The sequence below is a fragment of the Arthrobacter koreensis genome, assembly GCF_035792275.1.
GTDB lineage: Bacteria > Actinomycetota > Actinomycetes > Actinomycetales > Micrococcaceae > Arthrobacter_B > Arthrobacter_B koreensis_A.
Map to the genome: position 1 here is coordinate 185,374 of NZ_JAMWKK010000002.1, position 22,099 is coordinate 207,472.

The 22,099-nt window shown below is 67.0% G+C and carries 17 protein-coding genes; 13 read left to right on the forward strand and 4 right to left on the reverse strand.

Features of this window, described 5'->3' with window-relative positions; all coding sequences use genetic code 11:
• Positions 1-32: 32 nt before the first annotated feature.
• The gene (gene metK, locus NGB94_RS02810) at positions 33-1,259 is read left to right on the forward strand and encodes a methionine adenosyltransferase (protein ID WP_325788931.1); all 1,227 of its coding nucleotides are present in this window, start codon (positions 33-35) and stop codon (positions 1,257-1,259) included.
• Between the two features lie 4 nt (positions 1,260-1,263).
• Positions 1,264-3,417 (forward strand): primosomal protein N', encoded by a 2,154-nt coding sequence (locus tag NGB94_RS02815; RefSeq protein WP_325788933.1) that lies wholly within the window; start codon positions 1,264-1,266, stop codon positions 3,415-3,417.
• Between the two features lie 30 nt (positions 3,418-3,447).
• Here NGB94_RS02815 and NGB94_RS02820 read toward each other — a convergent pair whose 3' ends face one another.
• Positions 3,448-3,804 carry an Hsp20/alpha crystallin family protein gene (locus NGB94_RS02820; protein ID WP_325788935.1) on the reverse strand — a complete coding sequence of 119 codons (357 nt, stop codon included), beginning with the start codon at positions 3,802-3,804 and terminating at the stop codon, positions 3,448-3,450.
• A 124-nt stretch (positions 3,805-3,928) separates the two neighbouring features.
• On the opposite strand from NGB94_RS02820, the gene NGB94_RS02825 reads away from it, so the two are divergent.
• Complete coding sequence (locus NGB94_RS02825; RefSeq protein ID WP_325788936.1) at positions 3,929-4,450, forward strand: DinB family protein; 522 nt, start codon at positions 3,929-3,931, stop codon at positions 4,448-4,450.
• A gap of 89 nt (positions 4,451-4,539) precedes the next feature.
• Positions 4,540-5,553, forward strand: a complete 1,014-nt coding sequence (locus NGB94_RS02830) for an NADP-dependent oxidoreductase (RefSeq protein WP_325788937.1) — start codon at positions 4,540-4,542, stop codon at positions 5,551-5,553.
• Here NGB94_RS02830 and NGB94_RS02835 read toward each other — a convergent pair.
• From NGB94_RS02835 to NGB94_RS02845, 3 genes are read right to left on the reverse strand one after another with little or no spacing between them, the layout of a single operon-like run.
• Entirely contained in the window at positions 5,550-6,644 is a 1,095-nt protein-coding gene (locus NGB94_RS02835) for a glycosyltransferase family 1 protein (protein WP_325788939.1), read from the reverse strand. The two genes, NGB94_RS02830 and NGB94_RS02835, sit on opposite strands and share 4 nt — an antisense overlap.
• 2 nt (positions 6,645-6,646) lie before the next feature.
• Positions 6,647-7,567: an alpha/beta hydrolase gene (locus NGB94_RS02840; RefSeq protein ID WP_325788941.1), complete on the reverse strand. Its 921-nt coding sequence runs from the start codon at positions 7,565-7,567 to the stop codon at positions 6,647-6,649.
• Positions 7,567-8,403: an aldo/keto reductase gene (locus NGB94_RS02845; protein ID WP_325788942.1), complete on the reverse strand. Its 837-nt coding sequence runs from the start codon at positions 8,401-8,403 to the stop codon at positions 7,567-7,569. Before NGB94_RS02845 ends, NGB94_RS02840 begins: the two co-directional genes overlap by 1 nt.
• A gap of 270 nt (positions 8,404-8,673) precedes the next feature.
• On the opposite strand from NGB94_RS02845, the gene NGB94_RS02850 reads away from it, so the two are divergent.
• From NGB94_RS02850 to NGB94_RS02890, 9 genes are all read left to right on the forward strand, one after another.
• Entirely contained in the window at positions 8,674-9,417 is a 744-nt protein-coding gene (locus NGB94_RS02850; RefSeq protein ID WP_325789118.1) for an MIP/aquaporin family protein, read from the forward strand.
• A gap of 46 nt (positions 9,418-9,463) precedes the next feature.
• Positions 9,464-10,990: a glycerol kinase GlpK gene (gene glpK / locus NGB94_RS02855; protein WP_325788943.1), complete on the forward strand. Its 1,527-nt coding sequence runs from the start codon at positions 9,464-9,466 to the stop codon at positions 10,988-10,990.
• A gap of 180 nt (positions 10,991-11,170) precedes the next feature.
• Positions 11,171-12,547, forward strand: coding sequence for a flavin-containing monooxygenase (locus NGB94_RS02860; RefSeq protein ID WP_325788945.1), 1,377 nt, complete (start codon positions 11,171-11,173; stop codon positions 12,545-12,547).
• The gene (locus NGB94_RS02865) at positions 12,547-13,473 is read left to right on the forward strand and encodes a bile acid:sodium symporter family protein (RefSeq protein WP_325788947.1); all 927 of its coding nucleotides are present in this window, start codon (positions 12,547-12,549) and stop codon (positions 13,471-13,473) included. The genes NGB94_RS02860 and NGB94_RS02865 overlap by 1 nt, the downstream gene beginning before the upstream one ends.
• Positions 13,470-14,432 carry an SDR family oxidoreductase gene (locus NGB94_RS02870; protein WP_325788948.1) on the forward strand — a complete coding sequence of 321 codons (963 nt, stop codon included), beginning with the start codon at positions 13,470-13,472 and terminating at the stop codon, positions 14,430-14,432. The genes NGB94_RS02865 and NGB94_RS02870 overlap by 4 nt, the downstream gene beginning before the upstream one ends.
• Before the next feature lie 263 nt (positions 14,433-14,695).
• A complete protein-coding gene (gene leuS, locus NGB94_RS02875; protein ID WP_418910598.1) occupies positions 14,696-17,197 on the forward strand; it encodes a leucine--tRNA ligase in 2,502 nt (833 codons plus the stop codon).
• Positions 17,198-17,286: 89 nt separating this feature from the next.
• Positions 17,287-18,213 carry a DegV family protein gene (locus NGB94_RS02880; RefSeq protein ID WP_325788952.1) on the forward strand — a complete coding sequence of 309 codons (927 nt, stop codon included), beginning with the start codon at positions 17,287-17,289 and terminating at the stop codon, positions 18,211-18,213.
• A 106-nt stretch (positions 18,214-18,319) separates the two neighbouring features.
• Positions 18,320-19,276, forward strand: coding sequence for a helix-hairpin-helix domain-containing protein (locus NGB94_RS02885; protein ID WP_325788953.1), 957 nt, complete (start codon positions 18,320-18,322; stop codon positions 19,274-19,276).
• A gap of 337 nt (positions 19,277-19,613) precedes the next feature.
• Positions 19,614-22,091 (forward strand): ComEC/Rec2 family competence protein, encoded by a 2,478-nt coding sequence (locus NGB94_RS02890; RefSeq protein WP_325788955.1) that lies wholly within the window; start codon positions 19,614-19,616, stop codon positions 22,089-22,091.
• Positions 22,092-22,099: the final 8 nt, after the last annotated feature.

Genomic DNA, 22,099 nt, shown 5'->3' on the forward strand with positions numbered 1-22,099 from the left:
GGACTGTCCCCGGAACGAAGTAGAGTAAACCCGTGACTTCCAGCAATACGACTTCCCCCGCCGATTCCAGCGCCCTGCGGCTGTTCACCTCCGAGTCCGTGACCGAAGGCCACCCGGACAAGATCTGTGACCAGATCAGCGACGCGATCCTGGACGGCCTGCTCAAGGCCGACCCCGAATCCCGTGTTGCCGTGGAGACCTTGGTCACCACGGGCCTGGTCCATGTGGCAGGTGAAGTCACCACTGAAGGCTACGTTGAGATTCCGCAGCTTGTCCGGGACACCATCCTCGAAATCGGCTACGACTCCTCGGCCAACGGATTCGACGGCGCACGCTGCGGCGTTTCCGTCTCCATTGGCCAGCAGTCCCCGGAAATTGCCTCCCGCGTCTTTAACTCGGTGGAGAACCGCTCAGGGGATACCGTGGACCCGCTCGACGCACAGGGCGCCGGCGACCAGGGCATCATGTTCGGCTTTGCCAGCGACGAGACTTCCGTCCTGATGCCCACGCCCATCTGGCTGGCCCACCGCCTCTCCGAGCGGCTGACCAAGGTCCGCAAGGACGGTTCCCTTCCGTACCTGCGCCCCGACGGCAAGACCCAGGTCACCATCGGCTACGACGGCGACCGGCCGGTCTCCGTGGATTCCGTGGTTGTCTCCACCCAGCACGCCGCCGACCTGGACCAGGGCCAGCTGCACCGGGACATGGTGGAATACGTGGTGAATCCGGTGCTTGAGGGAACTGAGCTGGACACCTCCGGCGTCCGCCACATCATCAACCCCGGCGGACCGTTCGTCATCGGCGGCCCCGTGGGCGACGCCGGCCTGACCGGACGCAAGATCATCGTGGACACCTACGGCGGATTCTCCCGCCACGGCGGCGGCGCCTTCTCCGGCAAGGACCCGAGCAAGGTTGACCGCTCCGCCGCCTACGCCATGCGCTGGGTCGCCAAGAACGTTGTTGCCGCCGGCCTGGCCCGCCGGGCCGAGATCCAGATCGCCTACGCGATCGGCATGGCACGCCCCGTTGGCATTTACGTTGAAACTTTCGGCACGGAAACCGTCGACCCGATGCTGATCTCCAAGGCCATCAACGAGGTCTTCGACCTGCGTCCCCTCGGCATCATCAACGCCCTGGACCTCAAGCGTCCGATCTACCAGAAGACTGCCGCGCACGGGCACTTCGGCCGCGAGGACGAGGGATTCACCTGGGAGCGCCTCGACAAGGTCGAGGAACTGCGCCGCTGGTTCAACGCCTAGGTCCATGGGAGAGCATCCGCCGCAGCGCGCGCCCCAGGGACAGCGCGCTTCGGCGGAGGAAGCCGTGCAGCTGTCCCTGCTGCATGGCTTCAGCCCGCCGGCTTCCCCGGTGGGCAAGGCCCGGCCTGCACCTGAGCTGCCCATAGCCCGGGTGCTGCTGGATTCGCCCCTGCCGCACCTTGACCGGCCTTTCGACTACCTGGTTCCCGCAGAGCTCAGCGACGCGGCGGTGCCCGGAGTGCGCGTGAAGGTCCGTTTTGGCGGGCAGGAACTGGCTGGTTTCCTCATCGAACGGCTGGAATCCACGGACACCACCGCGCGGCTGGTGAACCTGGGCAAGGTTGTCTCTCCGGTTCCGGTGCTCAGCCGGGACGTGCTCTCCCTGGCGCAGTCCGTAGCCGCGCGGTACGCCGGATCCGTGCATGACGTGCTGCGCGTAGCAGTTCCCCCGCGCGTGGCCAGGGTGGAGAAGGAGTTTGCTGACCGGCTGGCAGGCACCGGGCCCCAGGACGGAGCAGCCGGAGCAGCAGACCCGGCAGGAACGCCGGACGCCGTGCCGGAACAAGCGCTGCCCGCGGAGAATCCGTTCCGGCGCTACCCGCACGGACCCCGCTTCCTCAGCCACCTCGCGGCCGGCCACAGTCCGCGTGCAGTGCTGAGTTCCCTGCGCGGTTACGGTCCGGACGCCTGGCCCCGGGAGATAGCAGCCGCTGTGGAAGCTACCGTGCTTTCGGGCCGCGGCGCCGTCGTTGTGGTTCCGGACCAGAAGGACCTGGCCCGTGTCATGGACGCCCTGCAGGACCGTGTGCCGGAGGGCACCGCGGTGCGGCTCACCGGCGAGGACGGGCCCACCCCCCGGTACCGCAGTTTCCTGCAGCTGCTTTACGGCGATGCTTCGGTGGCCGTGGGCACCCGGTCCGCGGCCTACGCCCCGGTGGGCAACCTTGGGCTGGTATGCATCTGGGACGACGCCGATGATCTCCATGCCGAGCAGCGTGCCCCGTACCAGCATGCCCGCGACGTGCTGCTGCTGCGCGCCGAGGCCGCCGGCGCCGGGATGCTGGTGGCTTCCCATACCCGCAGCACCGAAGCGCAGCGCCTGATCGAGTCCGGCTGGGCCGCGCCGCTGAACGCCGAGCGCGCTCTGGTGCGTGCCTCGACGGCGCGGGTCATGAGCACTGCTGACACCTTCAACCTGGAACGGGACCCGCTGGCTGCCCGCGCCCGGATTCCGCACGCCGCCTGGAAAGCGGCACAGGACGGGTTGAAGCGCGGCCCGGTGCTGGTGCAGGTGGCGCGCACCGGGTTCTCTCCGGCCCTGTCCTGCCAGGACTGCCGGGAACCCGCACGCTGCCGGCAGTGCCAGGGTCCGCTGGCGCAGGCCGGGAGGAATTCCCCGCCGGCCTGCCGCTGGTGTGCACGCCCTGAGCCGCGCTGGCACTGCCAGCACTGCGGCAGCTTCCGGCTGCGCGCCTCGACTGCCGGCGCCGGACGGACCGCCGAGGAGCTCGGCCGTGCCTTCCCGTCAGTGACCGTGGTGTCCTCCGCGGGAGACCACATCCGTGCCGAAGTCCCGGACACCCCGGCCCTGGTGGTGGCCACACCCGGAGCCGAACCCGTGGCGCCGTCGGGCTATGCCGCCGCACTGCTGCTGGATGGAACGGCCATGCTTTCGCGGCAGTCCCTCCGGGCCCAGGAAGAAACCCTGCGCCGCTGGCTCACCGCAGCCGCGCTGGTCCGCCCGGCCGGGGACGGGGGAGTGGTGGTGGTGACCGCTGACGACGCCGCGACGGTGGGCCATCTGCTCCGCTGGGATCCAGCGGGCGCGGCCGAGCGTGAACTTGCCCTGCGCCGGGAGCTCGGGCTTCCGCCGGCGGTCCGTTACGCGGAACTCACGGGCTCACGCGAAGGCCTGGACGGTTTTGTGTCCCGGCTCGGCCTCCCGGAAACGGCGCGCCTTGTGGGTCCGGCCCCCGTGGAAGAGCCCATGGGACACGGCACGGAAGAACCCGGCCAGCGGTGGCGGACGCTCTGTTTCTTCCCGTACAGCGAAGCACCCGCCATCACCCGGGCAATGCGCGCTGCCAAAGCTGCCCTGTCAGCCAAGCGGACCGGGGATCCGGTATACATCCGCGTGGATGCTCCCGACGGACTGTAGCGCCTACGCGGCTTCGCCGGCGGGCTTCCCCTACTGCACCGGCACACTCCGCTGCCGTGTGCCGGTGCGGACGGGGATGTGCAGGCTGAGGACGCCGTTGGCATAGTGCGGCGCGATCCCGGCAGCGTCCACGCCCTCGCCTACGGGAATCCGCCGCAGGATCGGACCGTCCTCCCTGTCGCGCACGTCCCAGCGCGTCGTGCTGTCCAGGCCGCGGAGGCTGCGGTGGGCCCGGATCAGCAGGGCATTGCCATCCAGCTCCACGGAGAGGGAACCAGGATCAATCCCGGGAAGATCCGCGTTGAGGACCAGGAAACCCCCGTGGCGGTACAGGTCCACGGCGGTGCCGCCGCGCGCCTGGCTCCGGGCTTCCAGTGCTGCTCTCATCCGCTCGTGGTCCTGGGGCGGAACCCCCATGTACATGAAGATCATCTCCTGGCAGAAATAGGTTTCCGGTGTAGCAATTCTAGAAGTGGTGCGTCCCGCAATCCGAATCCTCTACAGTGTGGCAATGGCCATAACCCCTGACACCAAGAACTGGACCTGGGTCCTGGAACGGACCTGCCCCGAGTGCGGTTTCACGGCCTCGGAAACCGACTACGACGACGTTCCCCAGCTGCTCCTGGACAACGCGGAGGCCTGGCAGGACGTCCTGGACCGTCCGGACGCGGCGGTGCGGCCGGACGAGAGCACCTGGTCGCCGCTCGAATACGCCGCCCACGTCCGGGACCTGTGCAGCGTCTACCGGATGCGCCTGCTGCTCATGGTGGATACTGACGGCGCGGAGTTCCCGGACTGGGACCAGGACGCCACGGCGGTCGCTGAACGTTACGGCGAGCAGGACCCGTCCCGGGTTGCGGCAGACCTGCTTGATGAAGCCCAGGCGACAGCGGACGCCTTTGCCGCCGTCGAGGTCCAGGACCGCTCGCGCCGCGGCCTCCGCTCGGACGGCAGCACCTTTACCGTCGAGTCGCTGGCCAGGTACTTCATGCACGACGCCGCCCACCACCTGTGGGACGTCCGGCCCAGGTAGGGCACCGCACTCCGTCCAGGCAGGCATGATAGACAGGTTGCTTATGTTTGATCTGCGCCTGGCACGGGCCGGCGCGCGAAAGGAGATCCATGACGTACCCATCCGCAAGCCGCGAAATCCAGCTGGCAGCACGTCCCGAGGGGTGGCCCTCAGATGAGAACTTCCGGCTGGCCGAGGTGGAAGTACCGGAGCTGCAGGACGGGCAGGTGCTGGTGCGCAACACCATGATGTCCGTGGATCCCTACATGCGCGGCCGGATGAACGAAGTTAAATCCTACGTGCCGCCGTTCCAGCTCGATGCTCCGCTCGAGGGCGGAGCAGTCGGTGAAGTAATCGAGTCACGGGCAGGGACGCACAAGCCCGGGGATATGGTCCTGCACAATCTCGGCTGGCGTGACTACGCGGTCCTGGATGCGAAGCGTGTCCGGGTGATCGACACATCAATCGCTCCGGCCAGCGCCTACCTGGGCGCCATGGGGCTCACGGGACTCACGGCCTGGGCGGGGCTCACCAAGGTGGCAGGCTTCCGTGAAGGGGACACCGTGTTCGTCTCCGGCGCCGCTGGGGCCGTTGGTTCCATGGCTGGGCAGATCGCCAAGGCACTCGGAGCGGCCAGGGTCATCGGCAGCGCCGGATCTGCGGAAAAAGTAAACCGGCTGCTGGAACTCGGCTTTGATGCCGCCTTCAATTACCACGACGGTCCGGTGAAAAACCAGCTGAAGGAAGCCGCGGGGCAGGACGGAATCGACGTCTACTTCGACAACGTGGGAGGCGACCACCTGGAGGCAGCGATCTCCGTGCTGAACAAGTACGGCCGCGTCGCCATGTGCGGCGCCATCTCGTCCTACAACGCCACCGAGCCGCAGTGCGCCCCGCGCAACCTGTTCCAGGCCATCGGCAAGGAACTGACCCTGAAGGGCTTCATTGCCAACAGCTACAACCAGTACGCCGGCGAGTTCGCTGCCCTGATGGCCGGCTGGCTGCGCGACGGCAGCGTCCGGTACGACGAGACGTTCGTCGACGGACTCGAAAACGCGCCGCAGGCATTCATCGACCTGATGAAGGGCGCCAACACCGGAAAGATGGTCGTCCGGCTGGCCTAGCGCTTCTTTCCGGTCCGGGCCGCAAACACCCGGGACGCTTCCGCCGCCGCATCCAGGAGCTGTTTCGCGGAGGCATCCCAGTCGTACGCTGCGGCCCGGGCCAGGCCGGCCTTCGAGGCTTCGCTCCAGCGGTCCGGATCCGACAGGCTGTCCACGGCGCGGGCAAAATCCTCCGGGCTCTCCGGGTCCACAAGCAGCGCGGCACCGCCGGAGACTTCCCGGAAGATCGGGGTATCCGCAGCGACGACCGGAGTGCCGGCCGCCATCGATTCGATAATCGGAAGTCCGTAGCCTTCCGCCCTGGACAGCGACACCAGGGCGGTGGCGCGCCTCAGCAGTGCGTCATACTCCTCATCGGTGACGCCGTTGTGGAACACGACCCGGGACGGATCGGCACACAGTGCCTCCAGCTCAGTGCGCCGGGCAGGGGAAATCCTGCTGAGCAGGTGCAGGGTATGGCCGGGCAGCGAATCCATGGCCCGGACGATTGTCTCCACGTTCTTGTACGGCATAAAAGAACCCATGTAGAGCAGTGACTTCTCCGGAGCCCGGGACGGATCCCGCGGCACTGTGCCCGGCTGCGGGGCATTGGACACCATTCGCACCCCGCGCCGGGTCAGCCGGTGCCGCTCCATCAGGGCACGGGTGGTGTTGGAGATAGTGGCGACGATGTCGGCACGGTTCAGCAGCATCCGCTGCGGCCAGTAGGCCAGGTGGTAGAGGCGCCACAGCAGGCGTACAGGCAGCGGCAGGAATCCCGGGGGAGTCGGGTTCTGGTAGTAAATCAGGTCATGCAGGGTGAGGATCAGCGGATAGCGCCGCCCCCAGCTGCCCATGGTCTGCATGGGGCAGACCACGACGTCGGCGCCGAGCCGGTTAACGTGCCTGGACACGAACAGCTCGGCAGGGGAGAGCGGGGAATTGATCTTGGTCCAGGGCACGGGCGGCAGCAGGGCCAGCTGGCGTTCGTCGCTGATCAGCATCCGTACGTCGGCATGCCGGGAAACAGCCTCGATGAGGCTCGCGCCGTAGCGGCTGATGCCGTCGTGCTGGTCGGTGCGGGTGAAGCGGGCGTCAAAGACGATTCTCATGCTCAGCGGTGCCTCCGGCCCAGGAAATCAGTAATCAGGGCTGCCGCGGAGTCCGGCGCCTCATAGTGAACCAGGTGTCCCACGCCTTCGAGGATGTCAAGTTCTGAATCCGGAATGAGTGCCGCGAGACGGCGCTGCGCGGGAACGGAACCCAGATCGTCGCGGTCGGCGGCAATCAGCAGCACCGGCATCTGCAGCTGCGGGGCGAAATCGCGGACGGTTTCGGAGATGGAGGAACGGAACGCATCCAGCACGACGGCGCGCGAGGAGAAGGCGCTGAAATACGCGTCATGCTGGGCATGGATCCAGCGCCTCAGCCCGGGGTCCCTGGTCTTGGCCATGAGCACGCTCATCCCGCGGACGATTACCGGGTTCGCCAGCAGCGCCCGCCCGGGTTTCTCCGGGAGCCTGGCTGCAGCCTGATAGTAGAGTTCGGCCAGCTTGCTCGTGAAACCCTTGGGACCCTCCAGCGCAGGTTCACTGATCGGGTTGATGAGCACCAGTTCGCTGATCAGCTGCGGATACTCGGCGGCTGTCCGGGCCGCGATGATTGATCCAAAGGAGTGCCCCAGCAGGACGGTATCCGGGCCGAGGTCCAGCTCCTCGAAGGCGGCGCGCACAAAGTCTGCGTAGGCGGCGGCGTCGTTTGTTCCGGGCAGCGGAGCGCCCTGGCCGAACCCCGGAAGGTCCGGCAGGATGACCCGGTTGGCGGGGAGGGCTTCCACCAGGCGGAGCAGCCCGTGGTGGTCCCCGCGGAAGCCATGGACCATAAAGACAGCAGGTCCCGCGGTGTCCGGGTTGGCGGCGGGGAAGTCCCAGAACCGCTGCGCGGACCCGTGTACGGCGGCAGTCCGTACGCTGGCCCGCCGCTGGAACGGTGCCGGTGCCCCTTCCTTCGCTGCAGCCCGGCGCCGCAGCAGCATCAGTTCACCTCACTGGGGTTTGAACCGGTCCTGCGCCCGGAATCCATGCCGTCCAGCGCGGCCACATGCGCGGGTTCCAGCACAAAGGAGAAGATGTCCAGGTTCTCTGCCATCCGCTCCTCGCTGCTGGCCTTGGGGATGACGGTGTGTCCGGCCTGGACGTGCCAGCGCAGCAGGACCTGGGCCGGACTGCGGCCAACGCTTCCGGCGATCTCCCGGACCACAGGATCCTCCAGCAGGGCGCCGCGCCCGAGCGGGCTCCAGGCGACCGTGCGGATGCCGTTGGCCTCGTGGAAAGAGCGCAGGTCCCGCTGGGGGAGCCAAGGGTGCAGCTCAACCTGGTTGACGGCTGGAACCACAGAGGCGGCGTCGAGCAGTTCCTCAAGGTGCTCACGGTTGAAATTGGAGACACCGATCGCGCGGATCCGCCCCTCCGAATACAGCTTCTCGAGTGCCTTGTACGTCTCGACAAAAAGTCCACGATCCGGGCAGGGCCAGTGGATCAGGTACAGGTCCAGATAGTCGAAACCGAGCTTCTGCATCGAGGTCTCAAAGGCCCGCAGTGCGGCGTCGTAGCCGTGGTCCGTGTTCCACACCTTGGAGGTGACAAAGAGATCCTCGCGGACCACGTGCCCGGCCTCGGTGAAGTTGCGGACAGCCTGGCCCACGCCTTCTTCGTTTCCGTACAGCGCGGCAGTGTCAATATGCCGGTACCCCAGGGAGAGCGCGGCATTGACCAGCGGCGCTGCGTCCTGCGCGGGAACCTTATAGGTCCCGTAGCCTGCCTGGTCCATGAGCACGCCGTTGTTCAAAGTCAGTTTTGGTGCGGGATCCATGATGCAACTCTACCGAGGTCCGCCGGAGGTGCGCTCCTGCCGTGCCGCGTGTACCGTGAAGAGCCTGCAAACGCCCCCTGACAAGGATTTTCCCAAAGTCATGGCGTTTCTTGAAAAAGATTGATTGCATAGGGCCTTACAGTGCGCCGACAGGTCGCGGCAGGTTTGCGGCAGGTTAGATTCCACCGCTTCACGCCGGTGCCCGTGGCAGGTCCTTCATCCCTCTTTACCCCCAAAAAAAGCACAACTAACGGATCGGAGGAGTCGATGGTGACTCTTGGAGAGGTTTTTGTCAGCGAAATGCTGGGTACGGCAGCGCTGATAGTCCTGGGCTGCGGTGTAGTCGCCAACGTTGCCCTGGGTAAAACCAAAGGCAACGGCGGCGGCTTCCTGATGGTCAACTGGGGATGGGGGCTCGGCGTGTTTGCCGGCGTCTACCTCTCCGTGATGTCGGGTGCACACATCAACCCCGCCGTCACCGTGGGCATCATCACCGGCGGTGCGGAGGAATTCGTTCCCGGCGTGGCGGTAACCATCGGTTCCACCCTCACCTATTTCGGCGGGCAGATGCTCGGTGCGATCATCGGCGCCTTCGTCGCCTGGCTGGCCTACAAGAAGCAGTTCGACGAAGAGCAGGATCCGGCGAACATCCTCGGTGTGTTCTCCACCGGCCCCGCCATCCGTTCCTACGGCTGGAACGTCGTCACGGAGGTAGTCGGTACGTTCATGCTGGTATTCGTGATCGTCGCCTTCGCCGGAACCCCTTCGGGACTCGGCCCGCTGGCCGTGGCCCTGCTGGTGGTTGGCATCGGCGCATCCCTCGGCGGTCCCACCGGGTACGCCATCAACCCGGCCCGTGACCTCGGACCCCGCATCGTCCACGCACTTCTGCCGATCCGGAACAAGGGCAACAGCGACTGGGCCTACTCCTGGGTACCCGTCGTAGGGCCGCTGATCGGCGGGGCGCTGGGCGGCTGGGCAGGCGGCATCATCCCGCTCCCGGAAATCGTCTAGCCGTTCCACGTCCGCAAAGACCCAAGACCTCGAAGGAGAGACCCACGTGACAGACAGTAAAGCGCAGTACGTGATCGCAATCGACCAGGGCACTACCAGCAGCCGGGCCATTGTGTTCGACCACGACGGCAGGATCGTTTCGACCGGCCAGAAAGAACACGAGCAGATCTTCCCCCGGGCCGGCTGGGTGGAGCACGACCCGATGGAGATCTGGACCAACGTCCGCGAGGTCGTTGGCACCGCCCTCTCCAAGGCGAACCTGACCCGGCATGACATCGCCGCCGTCGGCATTACCAACCAGCGTGAGACCGCTGTGGTCTGGGACCGCAACACGGGCCAGCCGGTCTACAACGCCATTGTCTGGCAGGACACCCGCACCCAGCCGATCGTTGACGAACTGGCGCAGGAAGGCGGGCTTGACCGCTTCAAGGACAAGGTCGGGCTGCCGCTGGCCACGTACTTCTCCGGAACCAAGATCAAATGGATCCTGGACAACGTGGAGGGCGCACGTGAGAAGGCCGAGAACGGCGACCTCATGTTTGGCAACACCGATTCGTGGGTGACCTGGAACCTCACGGGCGGAACTGACGGCGGTGTGCACATCACCGATGTCACCAATGCCTCCCGGACCATGTTCATGGACCTGGATACCCTCACCTGGGACCAGTCGATCCTGGACGTCTTCGGGGTTCCCGCCTCGATGCTCCCCGAGATTCGGTCCTCGTCCGAGGTCTACGGCACCGTTCACACGTCCCAGCTGCTGCGTGAAACCCCGGTTGCCGGCATCCTGGGCGACCAGCAGGCCGCCACTTTCGGCCAGGCTGCCTTCGGTGTCGGCGATGCGAAGAACACCTACGGCACGGGCAACTTCCTCATCTTCAACACGGGCGAGGAAAAGGTGATGTCGGAGAACGGCCTGCTGACCACCGTCGCCTACAAGATCGGGGACGCCGCGCCGGTATACGCACTGGAAGGCTCGATTGCCGTCACAGGGTCGCTGGTGCAGTGGCTGCGCGACAACCTTGGCATCATCAACAGCGCTCCGGAAATCGAGACGCTGGCAAGCGCCGTGGAAGACAACGGCGGCGTCTACATTGTTCCGGCATTCTCCGGCCTCTTTGCACCGCACTGGCGTTCCGATGCCCGCGGCGTGATCGTTGGCCTGACCCGGTTCGTGAACAAGAACCACATTGCCCGCGCGGCGCTTGAATCGACCGCTTTCCAGACCCGGGAAGTCCTGGACGCCGTCAACGCCGACTCCGGTGTTCCGCTGACCGAACTTCGGGTTGACGGCGGAATGGTAGCCAACGATGCCCTGATGCAGTTCCAGGCGGACATCCTTGGTGTGGACGTGGTCCGTCCCGAGGTAGTTGAAACCACCGCCCTCGGGGCAGCCTACGCGGCAGGCCTTGCTGTCGGTGTCTGGAACAACACCGATGAGCTGGCCGCGAACTGGAACGAAGGCAAGCGCTGGACCCCGAACATGGACCAGGCCGAGCGTGAGCGCCAGATGCGGCTGTGGAACAAGGCCGTGACACGCACTTTCGACTGGGTGGATAAGGACGTCATCTAGGGCCCGCCGGCCCCAGGCGAGCCGCTCCAGCAGGCAGCATTGCAGCTCCCGGATCTTCGGATCCGGGAGCTGCTTTTTTGTGACCGGACTCCGAGGGTGTCGCGTTTGACCTGCGGGAACGCCGGCCGGTAGCGTTCGGTCAGCATCAATGGTGATGCACGTCACGTAAAGCGGGTCCCAGTGTTCCAAACAGCAGGTTCTGAAGATGTCCGCACGGGCGGACGACGGCTGCCGGTGGCTGTCATCGGTGCGGGCCCCAGCGGCCTGGCCGCCATGCGGGCGTTGTCCAAACGCGGACTGGACGTCGTCGGATTCGAGACTCACAGCGACGTCGGCGGGCTCTGGAACATCGCGAATCCAGCCAGCACGGTCTACGAATCGGCGCACCTGATCTCCTCCCGGACCACCACCGAGTTCGCCGAGTTCCCGATGCCGCAGGGAACGCCGGACTACCCGGGCCACCGGCAGCTGCTGGACTATTTCCGCAGCTATGCCGGCTCCTTCGGACTCGTCGGACTGATCAGGTTCAGCACGCGGGTCACCAGTGCCGCGCAGGACTCCGACGGCGCCTGGAGCCTTGCCTGGGAAGGACCCGGCGGTACCGGGGGCGGAAGGTTCAGTGCCGTGGTTGTCGCTTCCGGAACGCTGCACACCCCGTTTCTTCCGGCTTTCCGGGGCGGTTTTGCCGGGGAGATCCGCCACTCGGCACAGTACAAGGATGCCGCGGCCCTGGCCGGAAAACGCGTGCTGATCGTCGGTGCCGGAAACAGCGGCTGCGACATCGCCGTGGACGCCGTCCACCACGCCGCCTCCGTGGATATTAGCGTCCGGCGCGGATACTACTTCGTGCCGAAGTACGTCTTCGGACGGCCTACGGACACGCTGAACCAGGGCAAGCCCCTGCCGCGGCCGCTCAAGCAGTTCCTGGACAAACGCCTGCTGCGCATGTTCACGGGAGATCCGGTGCGTTTCGGTTTCCCCAAACCCGATTACCGCATCTACGAATCCCATCCGGTAGTCAACTCCCTGATCCTGCACCACCTGGGGCACGGGGATCTTTCCGTGAAGCCGGACATCGACAGGCTGGAGGGTTCCACCGTGCATTTCCGGGACGGAACGTCGGGGGAATACGACCTGCTGCTCTGCGCCACGGGCTACGTGCTCAGCTACCCGTTCCTGGCTCCGGAGCTGCTGGGCTGGCGCGGAGCGTCCCCCCAGCTTTACCTGAATATTTTCAGCCGCCAGGCAAAGAACCTGATGGTCGTGGGCATGGTGGAAGCCTCCGGCCTGGGCTGGGAAGGCAGATACCGTCAGGCGGAGCTGGTCGCGGCGTACCTCGGTGCCCAGCAGGAGAACCCGTCGGCAGCAGCCGCGTTCGACGCCGCCGTCAGCGGACCGTCTCCCGATGTCACAGGCGGCTACCGCTACCTCGGCCTGGACCGGATGAGCTACTACGTGAACAAGGATGCCTACCGGGCGGAGCTTGACGCGCACCTTGCCCGGCTGGCCGAACCTGCCGCTAAGACCGCTGCCGCACCGGCGGAGGTGAACCGCTGATGCCGATTGACGACGTCGTACTCAGTTTCTCGCCCGGTTCGCTGGTGATCCTCAACGTCGTTCTGGCCGTGATCATCCTCGGTATCGCGCTGGAAGTCCGGCCCGCGGACTTCCGCACGGTTGCCCGCAGCCCCAAGGCCATCCTGCTGGGCCTGGCCGCGCAGTATCTGCTGCTGCCGGCAGTTACCGTGGCCATTGCCCTGGCCCTGCAGGTTCCGGCGTCCATAGCACTGGGAATGATCCTTGTGGCCTGCTGCCCGCCGGGCGGAATCTCGAACGTGCTGACCCACCGGGCGCACGGCGATGTGGCGCTCTCCGCGTCCATGACCGCAGTGTCGAATCTCGTGGCCATCATCGTGATGCCGCTCAACGTGGCGTTCTGGGCAGCACTGAGCCCGTCCACGGCAGCCCTGATGCGCGACTTCTCGCTGGACCGGGGCGGCATGCTGGTCCAGGTCCTGCTGATTATCGGTGTTCCGTTTGCGGTCGGCATGCCGCTGGCCCGGCGCTTCCCCGGGATCACGGACCGGATGCGGCCGTGGGTGCAGCGGATTGGGCTGGTGGCGCTGCTGGCGTTCATCGTGGCCGGTACGGCCAGCAACCTGGGACCGCTGCGTGAACACCTCGGGACCATTTTCCTGGTGGTTGCACTGCACGACGCCGTGGCGCTGGCCGTGGGGTACTGGGCTGCAGCCGCCGTCCGGCTGGACGAAGCCAGTCGCCGGGCGGTGACCTTCGAGGTTGGTGCCCGCAATACCGGGCTGGGGCTCGGCCTGACCCTGACCTTCTTCTCCGGGCTGGGCGGCATGGCCATGGTCGCCGCCTGGTGGGGAATCTGGGACATTCTGGCCGGCCTGGCGCTGGCCGCGTGGTGGCGCCGGCGCGATGCCCGGCGGGCATCCGAGCCGACGGAGGCCGCAGCGTGACCCGGGTCTGCGTCACCGGCGGCAACGGTTTCCTGGGCTCCGCCGTCGTGTCGCGGCTGGCTGCGGACCCCGGCATCAGCCACGTCCTCAGCCTGGACATCCGTGAGCCCGCGCCCGGCCGGGAAATCGACGGGGTCGAGTACGCGCTGGCGGACATCGGTGCGCCGTATCTGGGCACCCTCCTCGCGGATAACCGGATCGACACCGTTGTCCACCTGGCGGCAATCGTGAATCCGGGCCGCGATACCACCCAGGAACAGGAATTCCAGGTGGACGTGACCGGGTCCCGGAATGTCCTCGCCGCCTGTCTTGAGGCCGGGGTCAAGCACGTCATCATTTCCTCCTCCGGTGCCGCCTACGGTTACCACGCCGACAACGCCCCCTGGCTGAACGAGTCCCATCCGCTGCGCGGCAATGACGAGTTCGCCTACTCCCGGCACAAGCGGCTGGTCGAAGAGGAGCTGGCCAGGCTGCGCCGTGAACATCCGGAACTGGGGCAGACCGTCTTCCGGATCGGCACAATCCTGGGGGAGCGGGTCCGGAACCAGATCACCGCGCTGTTCGACGCACCCCGGCTGCTGCGGGTTGCCGGCAGCGAGTCCCCGTTCGTCTTCATCTGGGAGCAGGACGTCGCGGACGCAATGGCCCGGGCCGTGGTCACCGGACGAAGCGGAATCTTCAACGTGGCCGGCGACGGCGCCCTGACCGTCCGGGAGATCGCCGGACTCATGGGCAAACGGACGCTCACAGTGCCGGCACCGCTGCTTGCCGCCGGTCTCTGGCTGGGCCGGAAGCTCAGGCTCACCGTCCACGGGCCGGAGCAGCTGCGGTTCCTCCGCTACCGTCCGGTGCTGGACAACACTGCGCTCAAGGAGGAGTTCGGGTTTACGCCCACGCGCACCAGCCGGGAAGCGTTCCTGGAATTCCGCGCGGCGCGGAAGGCAGCGGGACGCGGCTGAACGAGGTGCCGGCCTGAACCGGGCCGGCACCCGGAGGCGGCGGCGCACCCGTTCCGGGCACCGCCGTCGGGCGCTGCCTGTTGTAAAGTGGAGAAATGACCGCTTTGCTCCTCCTTAGATAGCCGCGTTTGAGTCAAACGCGGCAGCCCCTTGCATCTGACGAGGGGCTTTTGTGTGTCTGGGAAGAGTTAACAGCGCAGGCGGAACCGGCGGCACGCCGGAGGCCGCGGATCACCAGGATTTCTTGAGGACAGAGGCGAAGCATAGTGAGCACGCAGTCACAGACTGACCAGTCGGAAGAGGCCGTATACAGTTTCTCGGCCATGGAGAAGAAGTGGCCGGCTGTCTGGGACGACCTTGGCGTTTTCACCCCGGCCGACGACGGCTCGAAGGAACGCCGCTACGTCCTGGACATGTTCCCGTACCCGTCCGGTGACCTGCACATGGGCCACGCTGAAGCGTTCGCAATGGGCGACGTCGTTGCCCGCTACTGGCGCCAGCTCGGCTTCGACGTGCTGCACCCGATCGGCTGGGACTCCTTTGGCCTGCCCGCGGAAAACGCCGCGATCAAGCACAACGCCCACCCCAGCGAGTGGACCTACCGCAACATCGACACCCAGGCCGGTTCCTTCAAGCGGTACGCCATCAGCGTTGACTGGTCCCGCCGCCTGCACACCTCCGATCCGGAGTACTACCGCTGGACCCAGTGGCTGTTCACCCGCTTCTACGACCGGGGCCTGGCCTACCGGAAGAACTCCCCGGTGAACTGGTGCCCGAAGGACCAGACCGTGCTGGCCAACGAGCAGGTAGTCAACGGCGCCTGCGAACGCTGCGGCACCCAGGTCACCAAGAAGGCCCTGAACCAGTGGTACTTCAAGATCACCGACTACGCCGACCGGCTGCTCGATGACATGGAGCAGCTGAAGGGCCACTGGCCCGAGCGCGTGCTGGCCATGCAGAAGAACTGGATCGGCCGTTCCGAGGGCGCACACGTCCGGTTCGCGATCGAGGCTGCCGGAAACAAGCCCGAAGAGCAGGTCACCGTCTTCACCACCCGCCCGGACACCCTGTACGGAGCAACCTTCTTCGTCGTGGCTGCGGACGCTCCGCTGGCCCTGGAGCTGGTGGACGACGAGCACCGCGAGGCACTGCTGCAGTACCGTGAGGACGTCAAGGCGCTCTCCGACATCGAACGCCAGGCCACGGACCGCACCAAGACCGGTGTCTTCACCGGCCGCTACGCCGTCAACCCGCTCAACGGTGAGAAGCTGCCGGTCTGGGCTGCCGACTACGTGCTGGCCGATTACGGCACCGGTGCGATCATGGCGGTGCCCGCACACGACCAGCGTGACCTGGACTTCGCCCGCACCTTCGACCTGCCCGTCCGCGCAGTCCTGGACACAGGTGAAGAGGATCCCGCCGTTTCCGGCACCGCCACCACCGGCGAAGGCACCCTGGTGAACTCCGGCGACCTGGACGGCCTGCCGAAGTCCGAAGCCATTCCCGCAGCGATCCGCATCCTGGAGGAAAAGGGCACGGGCGAGAAGTTCGTGAACTTCCGCCTGCGTGACTGGCTGCTCTCCCGCCAGCGTTTCTGGGGTACCCCGATCCCGATCATCCACTGCGAAAAGTGCGGCGAAGTTCCGGTTCCCGATGACCAGCTGCCGGTCACCCTGCCCACCGGGCTGAAGGGTGAGGCCCTGGCTCCCAAGGGCACTTCTCCGCTGGCTTCCGTGGAAGAGTGGGTCAACGTTTCCTGCCCGTCCTGTGGCGGTCCGGCCAAGCGGGACACCGACACCATGGACACGTTCGTGGACTCGTCCTGGTACTTCATGCGCTTCGTTTCCCCGCACTTCACCGAGGGTCCGTTCGATCCCGAGGCAGTCCGGAACTGGATGCCCGTGGGCCAGTACGTGGGCGGCGTGGAGCACGCCATCCTGCACCTGCTCTACTCCCGGTTCTTCACCAAGGTGGTCAAGGACATGGGCCTGATCGAGGCCGATGAACCCTTCACCGCGCTGCTGAACCAGGGCCAGGTCCTCAACGGCGGCAAGGCAATGTCCAAGTCGCTGGGCAACGGCGTTGACCTGGGCGAGCAGCTGGACAAGTACGGCGTTGACGCCGTGCGCCTGACCATGGTCTTCGCCTCCCCGCCGGAAGACGACGTCGACTGGGCGGACGTCTCGCCGTCGGGCTCCGCGAAGTTCCTGGCCCGCGCCTGGCGCCTGGGCCAGGACGTAGCCTCCGAGCCGGGCGTGGACTTCACGGCCGGGGACAAGAAGCTGCGTTCGGTAACGCACCGGACCATCGCCGACGCAACCGAGCTGCTGGACGCCGGCAAGTTCAACGTGGTCATCGCCAAGCTGATGGAACTGGTCAACGCGACCCGCAAGACCATCGACGCCGGTGCCGGTGCCGCTGATCCCGCCGTCCGGGAAGCCGCTGAAACGGTGGCCGTGATCCTGAGCCTCTTCGCGCCGTACACGGCCGAGGATCTCTGGAACGCGCTGGGCCACCCGGCATCAGTCGCCAATGCAGGCTGGCCGGCAGTTGACGTGTCCCTGCTGGTACAGGACACCGTCACCGCGATCGTGCAGGTCAAGGGCAAGGTCCGCGACCGCCTGGAGGTTCCGGCAGACATCACTGAAGACGCGCTGCGTGAGCTGGCGCTTGCTTCGGAGCAGGTGCAGCGCACCCTCGACGGCGCCGGCATCCGCACCATCATCGTGAAGGCACCGAAGCTCGTGAACATCGTGCCTGCCTAGCCATGATGGACTGGGCGGCGCTGCGCGGGCGGTGGTTCAAATCCCGGGAAACCGGGAGTGGACCCGCTCTCCGCCCGCGCGTCGCCGTCGTGACCGATTCATCGTCTTCCCTGCCTGAACAGTGGGCGGAGACACCCGGGCCTGCCTCGCTGGTGCGGGTTGTTTCGATGCCCGTGATGATCGGGGACCAGATTTACGGCGAGGGCACCGACAGGATGATCGGCGCCCTCGCGCTGGCCCTTGCACAGGGCCAGGAAGTCCGCACCTCACGTCCGGCTCCGGGCCAGTTCGAGGCTGTTTACGCCGAGCTCGCTGCCGCAGGTTTTGAGGCGGTGGTTTCAGTGCATCTCTCCGCCAAACTGTCCGGCACCGTGGATTCGGCCCGGCTCGCCGCGCGGTCCGCTGAGCTTCCCGTGCTCGTCGTGGATACCGAGTCGGTCGCGATGGGGCTGGGCTATGCGGTGCAGGCCGCCGCCCGTGCCGCTTTCGCGGGCGCGGAAGCGGCCGACGTCGCTGCTGCCGCCCGCGCGAGTGCCGAAGCCGCCCACATCCTCTTTTACGTTCCCAGCCTTGACCAGCTGCGCCGCGGGGGAAGGATCAATGCTGCCGCCGGCTGGTTCGGCACCCTGCTGGCGGTGAAGCCGATCCTGGCGATCCGCGACGGCCTGGTGGTTCCGCTCGAACGCGTGCGGACCGCGCCGAAGGCACTGGCCCGGCTGGAGGAGCTTTCCCGCGAGGAGCTTTCCCGGCGTTCCGGTCCGGTGCACGTTGCGGTCCATCATTTTGGCAACGAAGCGGAGGCTGAACGCCTGGCCTCAGCAGTCATTCGAGAAGTGCCTGAAGCTGAGGTAACGCTCTGCCCGCTGCCCGCGGTGCTTGCCGCGCATGCCGGCCTGGGAGTGCTGGCGGTGGCTATAGCGCCCAGCCCGGCTCTGGCTCGGGAAGCGGCGGCCGCAGAAGATGACAGCTCTCCGGCAGCGCCCGCAGGCACGGATCCTGACCAGTTCATCGACTAAGCACGCCGCCGCAGTTTCCCTGCACACCCCGCTCCGCGCCAAGGCAATGCGCACAGGACCCTGAACCGGCGCACTGACTGCGGCCCCGGGACCATAGCGTGCAGCCATGGCCAACCACCGCTGGGATACCGAACCGCCGGCAGCACTGCCCTCCCGGCTTGCGGCGCGGCGCCGGGCTGCCGGCCTCGACCCATCCGGCGGACTGGAACCCGGCCAGATGGAATGCAACCGCGATGCCCCGGAGAGCGGCGAGGAGGAAAAGGACCTTCCTGCCGGGCCGGAACGTGAAGCCAGCGGCCTGGAGCAGTCCGTCTCAGCGGAGAACCAGCGGCGCTGGAGCTTTCCGCTGCGTGCCGGAATCCTCGCAGCCTGCCTGATGCTGGCGGTTGCCGCGACGGTGCCTTTGCTCCGCGACCGTGCCTCCTCCGACGTGCTGAGCGTGGAGCTGGGATCCACTTTCGCGGCCACCAGTGCTGGGGAGCGGCCGGAGGAAGCAGCGCCTGCTGACGGCGATCCGCCGCAGTCCGGCAGCACGGCTGCGCCGTCCGGTGGAGCTGCCGCACCCGGCGGACAAAACGCTCCGGGGAGTCCGGCCGGGACAGAGCTTGTGGTGCACGTGGCCGGGGCTGTCTCAGCACCGGGGCTGGTGCGCGTCCCGGAGGGAAGCCGGGTTGCCGATGCGGTGGCAGCAGCCGGCGGCGCCACGGGGCAGGCCGACCTGACCCGGGTGAACCTCGCAGCGCCTATGACCGACGGATCCATGGTCGTGATCCCTGCACAGGGAGATCCTGGCGGCCCGGTTGCAGCGCCGGGGCCCGGTACTGCAGTTCAGGAACTGCCGGGATCTGCAGCGGGCGCCGGCACGGGTGCCGGAGCAGTTAATCTCAACACTGCCGGTGAGGCTGAACTGCAGACGCTGCCTCGGGTCGGGCCGGTACTGGCCGCCAGGATCATCGCCTGGCGCACCGAGCACGGACCGTTCCAGCGCGCAGAGGACCTGGACGCAGTTCCGGGGATCGGGGAGGCCATGCTCGCGGCGCTCCTTCCGCTGGTCGTCGTGTGAACAGGCAGGCGCGTGCCGCCGGGCAGGACTGCACGAACGCAGCGGCTGCGGGAACCTGTCAGCGGGGACGAACCTGATGGCACGGCAAAGCCGGTGGGCCCGCTACACGGCGGCGGCGACCGATGGCCGTAGCACTGCAGCAGGGCAGCGCGCGAACGGGGCCGTGGAAGAGAAGCACGGTCCCAGTGGGGCCCGGTCCCGGGACCGGAGCCGCGGCAGGCCTTTCCACGGTCTGTCAACCGTCTTGGCTGCCATGATCCGGCAGCTTGCCGCGTCCTTTTCCCGGAGGGACACCCGTGATCGAGGGCGTTCCGGAGGTGCTGCCGGGGCCGGCCCCGTGCCGCCTACTGAATTACGCCTGGTTCCCGTTGCTGTCTGCGCCTGGGCAAGCGCGGCCGCTGCGGTCCGTCTTCCTGGGACGGCCAGTCTGCTGGCCGCCGCCGCCGGCGGGGTGCTCCTGCTGCTGCTTCTTCTGGTGTCCTGGCGGAAGAGACCCCCGCGGGTCCGCAGTCCGGCGGCCGCAGCGCTGGTTCCCCTCGCCGTGCTGGTCCTGGTAGCCAGTTCAGCGGGGGCCGCCGTGGTGTCCCGAGCTTCGGGCCCGGCCGGGAACGCAGTCGCATCGGGCGCTTCGATCACCGGGGAGTTCGTCGCCGGCACGGATGCCCGTCCAGCGTCGGCCGACCGGTTCAGCGGCGAACCCCGATACCTCCTGGAAGCACAGCTGCGCAGCTTCACCCACGCCGGAGAACACCACTCGGCACGGCTGCCGGTCCTGGTCATAGGCGGCGAGGCGTACGCTGACATCCATCTGGGGGATACCTTCACCACGGCGGGGACCCTGAGCGCCTCGAAACCGGGTGAGCGCACCGCAGCCGTCCTTCGTGCGGCACGAACACCGGATGTTCAGCCGGCTGAGGGGCTGCCGGCCCTCGCCACGGACCTCCGGACGGGATTCGCCGGCCGCGCCCAAGTACTCGGTGCCTCGGATGCGGCGAACCTGCTGCCCGGCATGGTCTTGGGGGACAGGTCGACAGCCCCGCCCGATCTGACGAAAGCCATGCAGGACACCGGGCTTACCCATCTCACTGCGGTCTCCGGTGCCAACTGCAGTTACCTACTGGCCTTTGTATTCCTGACGTCTCGTCTGATCCGGCTGCCACGGGGTGCCGCGGCCGCCGCCGCGCTCCTCGTCCTGGCAGGTTTTGTGCTGGTAGTCCGGCCGGACGCCAGCGTGCTGCGGGCCGCTGTGATGGGGTCGATAGGAACCGCAGCGGTACTCACCGGCCGCGGCAAGGTACCGGCAGCCTTGCTCTGCCTATGTGCCACGGTCCTGCTGGCCGTGGATCCCTGGCTCAGCGGAAGCTACGCCTTCATCCTCTCAGTCTGCGCAACGGCAGGACTGATCTTCCTTGGACCGCGGCTGACGGCCGGGCTGGGCCGGTTCCTGCCACAGCCGCTGGCCGTCCTCACCGCCGTGCCCCTCGCCGCACAGGTTGCCTGCGCACCGGTGCTCATCCTGCTGCAGCCGAACCTTCCTGCCTACTCACTGCCCGCGAATATCGCTGCGGCCCCGGTGGTTCCGTTCGTGACCATCGCCGGAATGGCGGCAGTCCTTCTCGGTTACTTTGTGCCGCCTTTGGATCTTCCCTTCCTGTTTGGCGCGGCTGCCGGTTCAGGATGGGTAGCCGGCATCGCGCGGTTCCTCGCCCAGGCACCCGGCGCGCTGCTGCCCTGGCTCCCGGGACCGGCCGGGGCAGCAGCCATGGCAGGGGCGGCGGCGCTGCTGACACTCGGAGTAATGCGGCTTGGACGCGTGCGGCACGGCCCGGATGGCAAAACCGTGCCCGGCGGCCAGGAAGGGCGTTCAATCGTCGTGTCCGCAAGGGCGGGCCGCGGCACTCGAAGGTTCGGTGCGGTACGCGGGTCCCGGACAGCCTTCTGGGCAGCGCTGGCGGGCCTAGTGCTTGCCGTGGTCCTGACGGCGTCCGCTGTCCGTCTCATTCAGCCGCATGCGACGAACCGGGAGTGGATTGCCGCGGCGTGTGATGTGGGCCAGGGTGACGCACTGGCAGTACGGACGGGCCCGGAGGCGGCCATCGTGATCGACGCCGGGCCGGACCCTCCCGCACTGGATGCCTGTCTGGACCGGCTGGGTATCCGCACCGTCGAGCTGCTGGTCATTACGCATGTCCATGCGGACCACTATGCCGGGGCCCCAGCGGCCGGCGACGGCAGGACGGTGGAATCGCTGGCCTTCTCATCCTCAGAACCGGGGCTGCCTGCGGAAATCTCGGAACTTGCCGACGGGTTCGGCGTCCACCCCCAGCGCCTGGTGAAGGGCGGGCACGGCGAGCACGGGGGCGTGCGGTGGAACGTGCTTTGGCCGCCGGCCGAGGGCTTCCCGGGGGTATCCGGGAACGACACCCCGGGCGGCCTTACCGAAAATGACGCAAGCGCCGTCCTGCTGGTCAGGGCAGCCGGAATGAACCTGCTCTTCACCGGTGACCTGGAGGAAGATGCAGCCAGGCAAATGCTGCGTTCCAGTCCGGAACTCCGGACTGGAACCGTGCACGTACTCAAGGTTGCGCACCACGGCGCGCGGAACTCCGGCGGGTTATTGCCGGCAGAGCTGCGGCCGCCGCTGGCGCTTATCTCCGTGGGGAAAGAGAACACCTACGGGCATCCCGCACCTGAAACCATAAAGAGCCTTGGGCTCGCCGGCTCCCGGATAGCCCGCACGGACCAGCTGGGCAGCTTTTTCCTGCACCTTGAGGACGGCAGACTGCTGGTCAGCGGACTCGGCGCCGGATTCTGACGTACCCG

What these genes read in the sequence shown, in the direction of transcription:
- NGB94_RS02840 (WP_325788941.1), bottom strand. Translation starts at nt 7,567, where the DNA reads ATGCTGCTGCGGCGCCGGGCTGCAGCGAAGGAAGGGGCACCGGCACCG.
- NGB94_RS02835 (WP_325788939.1), bottom strand. Translation starts at nt 6,644, where the DNA reads ATGAGAATCGTCTTTGACGCCCGCTTCACCCGCACCGACCAGCACGAC.
- NGB94_RS02825 (WP_325788936.1), top strand. Translation starts at nt 3,929, where the DNA reads ATGGCCATAACCCCTGACACCAAGAACTGGACCTGGGTCCTGGAACGG.
- NGB94_RS02885 (WP_325788953.1), top strand. Translation starts at nt 18,320, where the DNA reads ATGGCCAACCACCGCTGGGATACCGAACCGCCGGCAGCACTGCCCTCC.
- NGB94_RS02820 (WP_325788935.1), bottom strand. Translation starts at nt 3,804, where the DNA reads ATGAGAGCAGCACTGGAAGCCCGGAGCCAGGCGCGCGGCGGCACCGCC.
- NGB94_RS02845 (WP_325788942.1), bottom strand. Translation starts at nt 8,403, where the DNA reads ATGGATCCCGCACCAAAACTGACTTTGAACAACGGCGTGCTCATGGAC.
- NGB94_RS02815 (WP_325788933.1), top strand. Translation starts at nt 1,264, where the DNA reads ATGGGAGAGCATCCGCCGCAGCGCGCGCCCCAGGGACAGCGCGCTTCG.
- NGB94_RS02865 (WP_325788947.1), top strand. Translation starts at nt 12,547, where the DNA reads ATGCCGATTGACGACGTCGTACTCAGTTTCTCGCCCGGTTCGCTGGTG.
- NGB94_RS02830 (WP_325788937.1), top strand. Translation starts at nt 4,540, where the DNA reads ATGACGTACCCATCCGCAAGCCGCGAAATCCAGCTGGCAGCACGTCCC.